The 14,060-nt window shown below is 41.4% G+C and carries 6 protein-coding genes; all 6 read left to right on the forward strand.

Features of this window, described 5'->3' with window-relative positions:
- The first annotated feature begins 3 nt into the window (after positions 1 to 3).
- The 6 genes from BM358_RS23690 to BM358_RS23715 all read left to right on the forward strand — a co-directional run bounded on the left by BM358_RS23690 (position 4) and on the right by BM358_RS23715 (position 14,054).
- Positions 4 to 4,023: an S-layer homology domain-containing protein gene (locus BM358_RS23690; protein ID WP_028542168.1), complete on the forward strand. Its 4,020-nt coding sequence runs from the start codon at positions 4 to 6 to the stop codon at positions 4,021 to 4,023.
- 352 nt (positions 4,024 to 4,375) lie between these two features.
- A complete protein-coding gene (locus BM358_RS23695; RefSeq protein ID WP_028542167.1) occupies positions 4,376 to 7,513 on the forward strand; it encodes an efflux RND transporter permease subunit in 3,138 nt (1,045 codons plus the stop codon).
- 19 nt (positions 7,514 to 7,532) lie between these two features.
- Positions 7,533 to 8,879 carry an efflux RND transporter periplasmic adaptor subunit gene (locus BM358_RS23700; RefSeq protein ID WP_028542166.1) on the forward strand — a complete coding sequence of 449 codons (1,347 nt, stop codon included), beginning with the start codon at positions 7,533 to 7,535 and terminating at the stop codon, positions 8,877 to 8,879.
- Positions 8,880 to 9,421: 542 nt separating this feature from the next.
- Entirely contained in the window at positions 9,422 to 11,794 is a 2,373-nt protein-coding gene (locus tag BM358_RS23705) for a copper amine oxidase N-terminal domain-containing protein (protein ID WP_028542165.1), read from the forward strand.
- 99 nt (positions 11,795 to 11,893) lie between these two features.
- Positions 11,894 to 13,429 (forward strand): stalk domain-containing protein, encoded by a 1,536-nt coding sequence (locus BM358_RS23710; protein WP_028542164.1) that lies wholly within the window; start codon positions 11,894 to 11,896, stop codon positions 13,427 to 13,429.
- A gap of 46 nt (positions 13,430 to 13,475) precedes the next feature.
- Positions 13,476 to 14,054, forward strand: a complete 579-nt coding sequence (locus BM358_RS23715) for a hypothetical protein (RefSeq protein WP_028542163.1) — start codon at positions 13,476 to 13,478, stop codon at positions 14,052 to 14,054.
- The last annotated feature ends 6 nt before the right edge of the window (positions 14,055 to 14,060 follow it).

Genomic DNA, 14,060 nt, shown 5'->3' on the forward strand with positions numbered 1-14,060 from the left:
GATTTGAAACGATTGCTATCCATGTTGCTGACGGTTGGTCTCATCATTGGCTTGGTGCCGGCGGCCCTGGTAGGTACGGCTCATGCTGCGACGGGAACTTATTTTATTTTTCCAAGTGAAAAATATGATGTGGATTCGGCTAGAATGGTAAACACTGACCGAGTTACAGTTAACGGTACGATTAACGGAGTGAACGGAAGTACTATATCTTATAGTGTATTCCAACTCTCTAAAAATGGAACAAACCTTAACGTGGTTAATAAGAACGAGAGTCAAAAAGGCGGAATTACGGTCAGTGGTTCTACGCTTAAAGTTACAGACATTAAACTGTTTCCTGGTTTGAACCGGATTACATTTCAAAGTAGCCAAAATTCGGCTGATATGAAGGACTCCATTTACATTGAGTATCAGGATGGGCCCAAGCTTTATGATCTATCTGCTACGCTGAATGGTGCAACCGAGCAGTTGCTAGAGAATCAGACAGCGGTGCTGACAGACGCACGCAATAGCGGTACGGATGATGTAAAAGTAGTCATTCAAGGTACGGCTCCTAATGCTGACAGTGTAACGCTCACGTCTGCAAAAAGCAGTAATACGTACACAGTTAACTCTTATACCGCATATAAATTAACAGGTAGTGTGGTACTCAGTCCAGGTAAAAATATAGTGACTATTAAAGTGGGCAACGGAACTCAGGCCCTCACAGTTACACGTGAAATTACGATTTATACGGGTAAACCGGAATTCTCTGATTTGACCTTGAACAAGGATGGGAATGTTTCTGCCGATCTGACCACTTCGCCTGACTTTACTGTATCGTCTACAAGTGGTGTGGTTTTAAAAGGTAACGTTTTGGTACCAGCTGGTGCGACCGATCCAGGAGTGGCCACAATCAATGCACGTTTTACCGATGTGAGTAACAATGGTAGTGCTGTGGGTAGTGCAACTGGGGTTGATGCCACAATTGATACTGCAAATATAGTTACATCAAATGGCTATAAAGTATATCCATTTCAGGTGACTGTACCTTCGGAAGCTGTACTTGATCATTTGACCAGGGCATCCCTGGGCATAACTTATACGGATAGCAGTACACCTCCAGCTCCATCGGCTGTCCAATTTACATTGCGCAGTAGCACTCAGCCGTATATTGATGATGTTAACTATCTTCCTGATTTTAATACTCAATTGTTGAACAGAATTAATGGAAGCGGGTCTGATCAGGCAGCTGCTCTAGATGAAGCTATGAAATTAACAGGTAGCTCTATGAAGAACAAGACTACAGATGCTGCATCTGTACCTGTAGGTATGGAGTTTATCGTTGTTAATGGCGCACCTTCTTCAATTAATGAGCTTTCCGGAGTATCGGTTCATACTGTAGGGTCTCCTCAAGATGTAATTCGTACAATCAATGGTAAGTCAACGCAAGTGAAGAAAATTGTTGCTTATGTAGACACTTTGCCTAAAGAAGGACAAAATGTACTGAATTTTTATCTGAATGGTGACTCTACCAAGTTAATTAAAGCAACGGTGAATCTGTTGCAGGGTCCGTTCATGAAATACGACACGATTTATGATGGGCAACAAATTCCGTTGAATACATCCAGCTCAAACTTGAATACCTATAAATTGACTCAGCTGGGCTACTTTAAAGGTAAATTGCTTGATGTGAGCAACGCAGCAGATATTCATTACACTGGAAGTAACCGAAATGTATTCCTGTATGTTAATAATGTATTGGTTGATCTGGATGGTTCAGGAGCGGACTTCAAGCTTGCTGCTTCCTCAGAGACAGCCGCAGCCAATGCCTTGGCGAACGGGAATAATGAAATCAAGTTTGTATACAAGCCAGGTATTGAGTATAGCAATACGGTAAAAGTAAACTTTACACAGACGAATATTCCAGTAATTCCTGTTCCAAACACACAAGGAATCATCCCTTTTACACCAGTTAGCGGCTTGAGCAATACGCCGAAATACAGCGAAATTGCTCCGAAATCAAAAGATGCTAATTTCACCAAAGTGGATGACACTAACTACAACACATCTCTGAAAAATATCAATGTATTTGGTACTTTCAGTATTGCTGATTTGGGTAAAGCAGATCAGGTAAGTGGTTCGTTAAGTGATATTGCTAATAAAGATCAATATATTTTGGAGATTAAGGGATCGGATGACAGTGAAGTCAACTGGACGCTGAGTAACGAGTTTTTCTCAGCAGAAGATGCTAAGACAACATACAATTCCGGTTCTACTACAGATAAATTTACAAATAAAGATTTAAAAGACCTGCTTGTGTACTACCATCCGGACAAAAAGTATTTCAGCTTTGTGTTGAAAAACCAAACTATTTCGCAAGATGGAACACCAGTAGCTTATAACATTACCTTGTACAATAGCGGCAAGAGCGGACCATTTGCTACTTTCCGACTGCAAGTATCCGGTCAATCCACATCTTTTGATATTTTGCGTCCGCTCCCTGAAAAGAGAATCGTGAATCAAAACTTTGTGCAAGTTGTTGTAAACGCAGGTAATGCAGATAGTGTTACGGTAGGTAAAGAAACAGCAGTTCAAGAGGGATTCGACTCTGATTATGATGGTACCATTGATTATCCATCAACTTACAAAGCCATCGTTACAGGTCTAAAAGCCAACAAAGATAATAAAATTGACGTAGTGGTTACTGTAGGCAAAGAAAAACTGAAACAGACCATTACTGTTAAATATGTGCCTACTAATATTCCTGGCGAGCAGTACATGGAAGCGATGAAAACATCGCACAAAGTGTTCGATGGTAATCTTACACTTGCTTTTGCAAAGGGAACGAGTCTGATTCGTCGGGACTACGATCAACCGCAACAGTTCAAAAACCAGGTTTTCTCTGGTCACACTTTGTACTTTGCAATAGCAAATAGCGAAGATGGTGTGGTCGATCGGCATGAATTTGAAACCGAAAAAGCATTGTCGGATATGCAGAGCTTGATTGCAGATGGAAGTAGATACTTTAACAGAGAATTCCCAAATCGTTTTACCAAGTCAAGTCCAGTATTCTGGATTGACCCAGGTACAGCAGATGACATTAAAACAGATGATTACGATCCGGTAACTTATGGTGCCGATCCTTATCAATTGGCTAACAAGTCGCAAAATGACAGTAGCAAGATTAAAAACTTCTACTGGCGTGATCCTTCTAATGAATTAGTACCATCCAAGCGTGCAACATTAACTTTGACGTATGATAACAGTATCGCTCAGGATGCAGGGAAACAAATGACGGTGTTCTATTTTGATTCTGATCTTAAAGATTGGCAGAACATTGGTGGTGTGGTGGATCCGAAAAAACATACCATTAAGGTACCGTTTGATCGTTTCGGTTACTATGTAGTTGCTAAGGTTGGAGAAACGTATAGTGATGTCATTAAGCATAAATACGCCAGAGATTACATCGAAGCCATCTTGGCTAAAGGTGTTATGAACCCAATGGATCCGATTAATAGCTTTGGACCAGACAGCTACATTAAAAGAGGCGAATTTACGTCTATGATCGTCAAAGGTCTGCAAATTCCGCTTAATTTCAGCGGAGCGAAGCATTTCGACGACGTGTCTATTCCAAACACGATATCAGCAGATGCGCTCTATGATTATCGTTATATTGAAACAGCTGCACGCGCCGGTATTGTCAAAGGTTCGCAACCAAGAATCTTTATGCCGGAAGATGTAATCACACGCCAAGATGCAGCAGTCATTATTGCCAAGGCATTGAATTTGAAGCTGGAAACAGATCATGACAAGATCATGAAGAACCTGTCTAAGACCTTTAAAGATGCGGACAAGATTGATTACTATGCGCAAGCATCTATATTGGCTATTGCCAAAAAAGGCTTTATCACAGGGTCACCTGTGGATGCAAGCGATCTGAAAAAGGGATATATGTTTAATCCTACTTCCTTGACCTTGCGCGGAGATGCAGCGATTATTGTAGCTAAAGTTATGGCTGATAAAAAGCTGCTTCCTAAAATCTAATCAACAAAACACCTGAAATTATTAAACATCCCTCCATGCGAAATGGTAATTCCCTTTCATATACATGAGAGGGATGTTTTTTATAAATCAGCTATTTGACTGGGATTAAGGGCCTATGCCATAATATCAATGAGGTAAAAATTGTGGATTAGCCTTACAATGTTTTTGGTTTTGGATTTGGCTTAAACGTCTGTAATTAATTGCTTTTTTTTAAGTATTTATCTCAAAATGTGTTTATTATTTTTCTATATGTTTTTTTTGCACATTTATCTGAAACTTTACGCCTATTTCATCGTAGTAGAGGATGTGTGTGCTTAAATATTACATAGAGAAGTGAGTGGGGAGTGATGAGATGTCTCAGTTTTCAATACGCCGTCCTGTAACAGTATTTATGTTAATTCTTGTTTTGTTAATCGGGGGCGGTATTTTTGCGTTAAGGCTTCCTGTCGAGCAGATGCCGGATATGAAGTTGCCTATCGCTGTGGTAGCGACCAGTATTCCGAACTCGACACCGACAGAAGTTGAGGAATTGGTGACCAAACCTATTGAAAAGAGTCTGGCTTCTATTGAGAATGTGGATACGATCCAGTCTGAGTCTTCAGAAGGATCATCTATGGTCATAATTCAATTTAATTGGGGAGTAGATATAAATCAAGCAACCCTCGACATGCGAGATAAAATTGATGGAGTTCGAGGGTCTCTTCCAAAGGCGGCAAATTCACCGCGCGTACTTAAATTGGATCTTAACGCAACGCCGGTTATTACACTCTCTTTTACAGGGGACCAGGATGTTAACAAGCTGAAGCCTATTGCTGAGGATATTATTCAGCCGCGGCTTGAAAGAATTGCGGGAGTAGCTTCAGTCAGCATGTCAGGCGGGCAAGAACGGCTTGTGAAGATTACTGTAGATCAAGCCAAGCTTCAAAGCTATGGTATTACGCTGGATCAAATCAGCCAAGCGCTATCGTCTAATAACGTAGCTGGTTCTGCTGGTTCAGTGTACCGAGGCAATACAGAAATCCAACTTCGGGTTCAGGGTGAATATAAAGCTGTTTCAGAAATGGGTGAAACGCCAATTCCAGTAGGGAAGGGGAGCGTTAAGCTAAAGGACATTGCGACAGTTGAAGATTCCTTGGATGATATTACAACCATTTCTACCTTTAATGGAAAGCCAAGTGTCAATATTTCTGTTACTAAAGCTACAGGGGGGAATACCCTTTCAATAGCCAATTCTGTGAAGGATAGTTTAGATTCGATACGGAAGGAATTGCCTCAAGGAACTCAATTGGAGATGGTAACAGATGCTTCCAAACCGATTAGCGACTCCGTACACTCACTAGTAGAGCATGCTATATTGGGGCTTATTATCGCAGCCATTGTATTGCTTTTATTTTTGAATAGTATACGTTCTACCATTATTGCTGCTATCGTTATTCCAATTTCTTTCGTAGCTACGTTTATGATGATGTATTTCACCGGACAAACCATTAATGTTATTTCATTGAGCGGTTTGCTTCTGGGGTTAGGATCCTTTGTCGACTTTGCCGTTGTTATTATTGAGAATATTTTTAGGCAGCGACATGAAGGGAAAAGCATGCTACAAGGGGCTATTGATGGCTCCAAGCAGGTGGGGAATGCCGTTATGGCGTCTGCACTTGCACAGATCGTAGTATTTTTGCCAGTTGTTTTTGTTGATGGAATTGCGGGAGTTCTATTTAAACCGCTGGCGTTAACTGTTATTTTTTCCCATATTGCAGCCTTGTTTGTATCGCTTCTAATTGTACCAATGCTCGGCTCACGTTGGTTACCTACCATACCGGATGAATCCATATACTCTTCAGGTACTTATAAAGGTATTAACCCTATTGTATGGTTTAATATCGGCTTCGAGAAATTTAAGGGTGGGTATCGACGTATACTGAAGTGGGGAATTAACCATAGAAAATCTGTTTTAATCATTACTTTATTAATGTTTGTAGCAGCAGGGGCTCTGGTTCCTTTGGTCAAGGCTGAATTTATCCCGGAATCCGATACTGGTGAATTCACAGTTAACGTGAAACTTCCTAATGGAACGGTCTTGGAAGAAACGGAAAAGGTTGTTCAAGATATAGAAAAAGAAATTTTGAAAGTTCCTGATCTGGATAAAATGACAGTAACGGTTGGTTCTGGTGGAAATTCGGCCTTTTCAGGTGCAGCTCCAACCAATTCGGCGGATCTAAGCGTAACGCTGAAGGATGGACATCAGCCAACAGATGGTGTAGTTGAGGGCCTTCGTAAGAAATTTGATAGTATTCCGGATGCAGAGATTACACTGGCGTCTGCAACGGGCCTTTCGAGTGGAGCGGCTGTTAACATTAATCTAAAAGGTGACGATATTGACGTCCTGAGAGAACTCTCGGACAATCTCGTTGCGGACGTGAAAAAGATACCAGGTACAGTCAATGTGAAAAGTAGCTTGAGTGCCGTTCGCGAAGAATATGAGATTACCGTTAATCGTGAGCTTGCGAGTCGATATGGCTTATCAGCAACTCAAATCTTATCTGCAGTGAATACTTCTTTTAATGGATCAGTCGCCACAAGCTATCGTACAGGCGAAGATCAGATTGATGTGAAGATATCGTTACCAGAGCAAAATCGCCATGATTTGTCAAATCTTCAGGCCTTACGGATCACTACTTCACAAGGTATTGATGTGCCTTTGTCTTCCGTAGTAAGTATTGATAAACGGACTGTACCGGATACTGTTACTCGTGAAGACCAAACGCGTCAAGTGCAAATTACTGCTGACGTAGATGGAACAGGAGACATTCTTACCATTAACCAAAAAATAGATGCCCTCTTGAAAAACACTCATTTCCCTGAAGGTTATAGTGCAGATACAGGAGGCGGACAAAATGAGCAAATGATGGAGTCCTTTACAAATCTGGCAATAGCTATACTGCTATCTGTTGTGCTTATTTATATGGTTATGGCAGGTCAGTTTGAATCCTTGCTTACGCCTTTTGTTATTATGTTTTCGGTTCCGCCTACATTAATAGGTGTGCTTATTGGCTTGGTTGTTACAGGAGCGAGTCTTAGCGTATCAGCTTTGACCGGTTATATCATGCTCGTTGGTTTGGTCGTCAACAATGCCATTGTTATGATTGACTTTATAATTCAGCTCCGAAAAGACGGCCAAGATCGGGATGAAGCTATTATTCATGGAGCGTCTGAGCGGTTGCGTCCGATTTTGATGACCACGCTGGCTACTGTACTAGCTTTGCTCCCAATGGCATTTGCTACAGGCAGTGGTAACGAGACACAAGCACCGATGGCAGTTGTTGTTGTGTTCGGGTTATCCTTCGCAGCTGTTATTACATTGATTCTTATTCCGGTAGTCTACGTCATCATGGATAATATGATAGAAAAACGTAAGAATCGGAAATTAAAAAGACAAGCGAAGAGAGAATTAAAAAAAGAAGCGAAACTACAAAAAAGTGTTCATATATAAGGTGAGGTGGAGAAACATAATGAATAAAAAAAGTGCTCTGATTGCTACAACTTTGCTTTTATCAGTTGCATTAGCGGGTTGCGGTGGGGGGGAGGCCCCCGCCGCTCCAACTGCGGCGCAGCAGGCCATTCCGGTCCAAGTGGCCAAAGTGACCAAAGGTAGTATTAGCGATTCAACAGGTATTATTGGAAGCTTTGCTCCCAAAGAGACGGCTCAGGTGTCTCCTAAAATTAGTGGTAAGATTCAAAGTATTAATCTTACAGTGGGGCAAAGAGTAAGCAAAGGCGACACATTGTTCACTATAGACCAAAAGGACCTGCAGGACGCGATTAAGCAATCCCAGGAATCGTACCAGGTTGCCTTGGCTAATTTAAAACAGGCTGAGTCTGGCGCAGCACAATCGGTGCAGCAGGCAGAATCCAGCGTGGATCAAGCCAAAAGTGCGCTTGTCCAGCAAGACAACACTATCACCCAAGCTCAGACCAGTCTGGTTGATGCTCAGAGTTCTGTGCGTGATGCTCAAAATACGCTCAATCGCAACCAACAGTTGTTTAGTGCGGGCGCTCTATCTCAATCCGAGTTAGAGCAGTCTCAAATAGCGCATAGAAGAGCTCTGACTGCGGTGGAGAATGCACAGATCACACTTCACAATGCGCAAACGTCCAAGGAAAGTGCACAAACAACATATAGCAATGCTCAAAAATCATTACGTCTTGCACAACAGAAAACCGGCATTGACGTAGCTCGTGCTTCTGTCAATCAAGCTAAGTCCAGTTTAGACACAGCACGTAGTCAACTGGTGGATTCTGTAGTCAAAGCTCCGATTTCCGGTACGATATCGGTAGTAACAGGAACCCAGGGGCAAATGGTTAGTGCACAATCCGCGGTTGCTACAATAGCGAATACCAATCCTATTATTGCTAAAGTTAACGTTTCTGAATCTGAGCTTCTTAAGTTGCAGGTGGGTTCATCTGTGACTGTAGGTGTGGACTCCTTAGATAAGCGAATTGAGGCCAGAGTATCGGCCGTCAATCCGGTAATGGATAATGATCTCAAGGCATATCCTGTCGAGATTTCAGTTCCTAATGGTTCTGGTGAATTAAAATCAGGGATGGTTGTAACTGTATACATGAAATCAGAAGCTTCTAAAAACATTTTGGTATCGCAGGATGCCATTACGGAGCAGGCAGGGAAAAAGTATGCTTATGTAGTGGAAGGAACTGTTGCTAAGCGGGTAGAAGTGCAGACAGGCCAGGAAAGTGCCAAACAGATTGAGGTAACCAAGGGGCTTGCTGAAGGACAAAATGTTGTCGTTAAGGGCGTTAGTCTGCTTACGGATGGCGCGAAGATTAATGTAGTGAAGTAATTTGTCTCGGTTATATTTACCGTAAATCACTGTTACTCCGTCATTCCTACTACTTAAAGTGTATTAGAGTATTAGATTTCAAGGGAATCTATAGACTTTATGTGCTTTATTTATTCTATGGATAATTCTTAACGAATATACTCCATTAAAGGCCGACTTAAATGTACGAAAATAACCCTTGTACATTTAAGGTTGATAAGGTAAAAGTTGTAGGATGACGGAGGAACAGGTTTAATAGTATAATTATGACTGTGGGAAGCGGAATACATAATCAAAAAAAATAAAAATTTTTTTTGAAACAGACGCAACTTTTTGAACCCATGCTACGTCTAATTGGGTGAGTATGAAACAAAGGGGTACAAAAGCGTAAAGACAAAATTCGCTAAAAAAAATCTTTACTGCATTGTTATCACATTGTATAATACTGGAGTACGTCATAAATGGACGCTTTCTTTCAACTAGATTCCAAGCTTCTGTGATATTGTCACAGATATCATTTTATAAGGGTTCTCATAAAGCTCGGAAAGGAGGTGTAACGACTGATGAGTGACAAGATCCGACAAAAAGACAAAAATAATATTTCTGGTTATATTCAAGGAGGAGAAAAAAAGGTTATGACAAAGTTTAACAAAAAAATGATCAACGTGCTGGCAACAGCAACATTGGTTGCTGGTGTAGCAGCTCCAATCGCAGCATTGACTGCACCAACTGCAATCCATGCAGCTTCTAGCTACTCTGCTGTTAATACTCCTAGCATTGGTTCAAGCCAAACTACTAACAGTACTCTGGGTAGAGTAAAAGTTAACATAAGCCAAGCTTCTGTTGGTAAAGGTGAATCTTTCACTGTTACATTGCCTAAAGGTTTTGAATTTGCTACTAATCCTGGTGTTGTCCCTACTGCTATTGATTCTACTTATGGTTTGGGTGTTTACATTGCTCCAGGCGATAACGATGAAGATGCTGCAGCTCGTGCAGAAACTGGATACGTTAAGGGCGAAGGTGTGACTGTAGAGAAGCTCACTAATAACTCTGCAAAAGTGATTTTCAACTTTACTAACTCTAAAGATAGCGTTGATCTTTACCTGAACTTTGGTAAAATTAATGTTAACGGACCTAGCAATGGACCTGTAAAAGCTACTTTTGATGCAGCTTCTGCAAGTGGTTTCACTAGCGGTGAAGCAACAATTGCAAACGTAGTTTCTTCCGGTCAAGTATCTTTGTCTGCTGCTGATACAGTATCCAGTGAAGAAAACTTTACTGCAACTTTGAAAGTTAAAGAAGAAACAGCTGGTTCTTTGGGTAATAGCAACATTAAGTTGAAATTGCCTAGTGGTTTCAAATGGGATTCCGCTCCTAAAAGCCCAGCCACTATTTTGTTTACTTCTAAGACAGACAAAGCAATTCAACCATCAGATGTGAACTACTCTACTGATGGCGATACGCTTACTTTGTCTTTGAAAAAAGTAAGTGACGACCAAACATCTTTCCAATTGCCTGTAGGATTCTATGTTGATGATGAAAACAGTGCAAAAGAAGGCGACGTTACAGTTAGTATCTCTGGTAATGCAACAACTGATGTTAGCTCCCTCGTAGTTGGTAGCTATGGTCAAATCGGTGGTGGCGTTTCCGTTGCTACTCCATCAACAATTCTTGCTGGTCATGATGAGCAAAAAATTGGTGATGTTACAATTAAAGAAACTGTTGCTGGTTCTTTCGTAAAAGGACGTACTGTAACTTTGCGTCTGCCTGAAGGTGCTCGTTGGCAGTCAACTTTTGAAAGCAATAACCCAGGAAGCAACTTCTCCGGTTCTATGGAGAACACTAACGGTTTGGGTGGAGCAGAGGTTTCCTATACTGACTCTGACAAACGTACTTTGAAATTGACTTTCAACAACGCTAACAGCACAACTGATGCTGGTAGTCTGAAATTGAAAAACGTTGAAGTTGCTACGCAACCAGGTTTCTCTGGCGATCTGAACGTTGATGTTGCTGGTAGCCAAGGTCTGAGCGGTACTGTTAAGGTTGCAACTGTGAAACAAGCAGTTACTCTGGCTGCTGCTTCCAAACCAACCCTGACAATTGGTCTGGGCGACCAACAAGTTGGCGATATCACAATCACTGAAGCTGCTAAAGAAGCTTTCGTTAAGAAAGACGGTAGCCGTGAAGTAATCTTGGAATTGCCAACAGGCGTACGTTTTGCTTCTACTCCAGAAGTAAAAGTTACAGCTGGTGACGTTAAAGTGAAGAGCGTATCTACTGATACTTACGGCGAAAGCAACAAAGGCCGTCTGAGCTTCTACATCGATAGCGAAAGTGCTACTCCAAGTACAATCACAATCTCGGCTCCTAAGCTGACTGTTGACCGTACTGTAGCTCAAGGCGACATCGTTGCTAAGCTGAAAGGTAGCGCAGTTTCTTACACTGCTTACAAAGGCGCAACTGACAACACTCAAAACTGGAAAGACAACAACACTGCAGCTGCTGAAGTAGCAATCGCAACTGTTGGAACTCCAGCTCCAGGTGCTACTAAAACTAAAGCTGTCTTCACACTGGGAAGCACTTCCTACACTGTGAACGGCGAAAGTAAAACTTCTGATGTAGCTGCTTATGCTGAAAACGGACGCACTTACTTGCCAGTACGTTATGCAGCTGAAGCTTTGGGTGTATCCCCACAAAACATCCTGTTTGACAAAGCAACTTCCACAGTTACCCTGATTAAAGGTGACCGCGTTGCTCAAATCAAACTGAACACTAACCTGTTGACTGTTAACGGTTCTGTGATTCGTATGGACGTTAAAGCTGTAACTAACAAAAACCGTACTGTACTGCCTATCTTCTGGGTGAGCAGAGCGTTGGATGCATCCATCAACTACGATGCAACTGCTAAAACAGTAACTGTTGAAAACAACAACTAATTTAAGAGCAACTCTTTTGAGTTAACTGAATTAGATGAGAAGAGGGTTCCTTTTGGAGCCCTTTTCTTTTATTAGTCATATTGACAAAGGAGAGAAATTATGAAACGTTTTGGAGTGGCAGCACTTTCTACATTAGTTCTTTCTTCTGCATTTGCCAATTTTGCAGGAGCTCAAGCAGGTGATATAAAGGTTATTATTAACGGTGTAACTCAGCAATATACCCAGTCCCCAGTTGTTAGCCAAAATACAACCTTGGTGCCTCTCCGTGGTGTTTTTGAAAGCTTGGGTGCGAAAGTCGATTGGGACAGCAAAGCTAAAAAAGTAACTGCTTCTAAAAATGAAGATACATTGGCTTTGAATGTTGGTTCCAAGCTTGCTTATAAGAATAGTGCTCCTGTACAACTCGATGCGGCAACTCAAATTCAAAAGGGTCAAGTACTTGTTCCTTTACGTTTTGTGAGCCAATCATTAGGCGCCAAAGTAAATTGGGATCAAAGTACACGTACAATTACTATTTCAAACCAAGCAGATGGAAGTACAACTGGCGAAGCCAATAGCTTGTCCAGTAAGCCTCTCACAGCTCCTGTGACAAAGGTTACCTATGATACCTACTATAATGATTCCTTGGCCTATGATGATGCCGTTAAACTGGCTATAGCTGATAGTACTACAGTTAAAACAGCAGCAACGAATATTGATCAAACTGGGAAAATCATGAAGGAAGCTGGCAAGAATATTGACTTTGTTCCAGCAGAAGCAGGTGATGAGGCTTCTGATAAAGCTTTCAAAGGTTATGCTCAAACGAACCTTAACTATGAGGCTGCTAAAAAGAACTTGGATATGACCAAAGAAGGTATTGAATATAACGTAAAGGATCTTTATAACAAGCTCCTTCAAAAGCAGAATGCCGTCAAGCTTGCTGCATTGAATATCGAAGATGCGGAGCGCAAGCTAAAAGTCGCACAAATTAAAAGAGATAATCAAATGTCGAGTGATTATGAGGTTACACAAGCAACCAATCAGTTGACTCAAAATCAAGCTGCTTTAGAGAAGGCTAAAAAGGACCTTGATAGTGCTTATGTGTCTTTGAACCAAGTGATTGGCTACAAACCAGAGCAACGTTATGAATTGAAGGATAAACCTGTTTATTCTGAATTTAAAGATAATGTAGAGACAAAAGTAAGCCAAGTACTTACTAGTAGCACGGCCATTTGGCTGAGCGAGCAAAAAGTGGATTTAGCTGAATTGAGCCTGAAGCTCTACAATTTTAGTACGCCAGGAAACACACCTTACGAAGCTGAGCAACTTAATGTTGAAAAAGCTCAGTATGCAACAGAAGGCACAAAGAGACAACTCGAAGAAGCAGTAAGAACAATCTATAACAACATCAAAGCATTAGAAAGCCAGTACTCACAGATTCAAGCTGGTTTGGTGAGTGCAAGAAGTGCAGCTGATATGGCTAAGAAGCAGTTTGATGTTGGGTTGGCTACAGAGCTTCAGGTTTATGAAGCTAATTTGAAAGTGACTACTGCTGAGCAACAGGCTGAGGATATAGTTACAAATATTGATACTTTGAAGTTGGCTTTTGATAAGCCTTGGGCTATGCAGGGTTCTTCTGGAGCTAGCGCACAATAATTAAAGCTTAACCTATACTTGCTATAACCTGCTGTAGGAGGACTTCATGAAATCATGCTATAAAGTATCGTTGGCTGCTGTTTTACTTGGAGGAGGAATTGTTGCTGGCTCCTTAATGAACAATTCAGTTAATGGTGCCTCCAGTTCTGGACAACCTGGTACAGCTGATGATCCAGTCGTAACCAAAAGCTATGTCGACCAAAAAATTGCTCAGGCAATTAAAGGTGGAGTACCAGCAAGTAACACGAGTAGTAAAACGACTAGTTCGAATGCTCCAGCAACAAATACTACTTCTAACACAACGGCGTCAGGAACTTCTAGTGCAGGAAAAGCTTCCACACCAGAGCAGACAGAGGCTTTAAAGGTTGTTGATGTAAAGCCTGGTCAAAAACTGATTGCCAAAGCAGGCTCGGAATTTATTTTACGTAATGGTTATGCCGTTGTGTATAGTATGGATGCCAGTGGTGCTATTGATATTACTTCTGGAACGGAAATTGTTCATAATCAGGCTCTCGAGAAAAATCATTTATTATCGTTTCCTAGAGAAGGAAGAGGTATTCAAGTAAAAGAAGGTCAGAAGTTTGGTCTGGTCGTTATGGTACGAGGCGGTTATACTGTTCAGTAAACTGTT

This window comes from Paenibacillus sp. cl130 (assembly GCF_900116035.1).
In the GTDB taxonomy this organism is placed as follows: Bacteria; Bacillota; Bacilli; order Paenibacillales; family Paenibacillaceae; genus Paenibacillus; species Paenibacillus polymyxa_B.

Coding starts and splice junctions, on each gene's coding strand:
- BM358_RS23695 (WP_028542167.1), top strand. CDS start 4,376: ATGTCTCAGTTTTCAATACGCCGTCCTGTAACAGTATTTATGTTAATT.
- BM358_RS23700 (WP_028542166.1), top strand. CDS start 7,533: ATGAATAAAAAAAGTGCTCTGATTGCTACAACTTTGCTTTTATCAGTT.
- BM358_RS23705 (WP_028542165.1), top strand. CDS start 9,422: ATGAGTGACAAGATCCGACAAAAAGACAAAAATAATATTTCTGGTTAT.
- BM358_RS23710 (WP_028542164.1), top strand. CDS start 11,894: ATGAAACGTTTTGGAGTGGCAGCACTTTCTACATTAGTTCTTTCTTCT.
- BM358_RS23715 (WP_028542163.1), top strand. CDS start 13,476: ATGAAATCATGCTATAAAGTATCGTTGGCTGCTGTTTTACTTGGAGGA.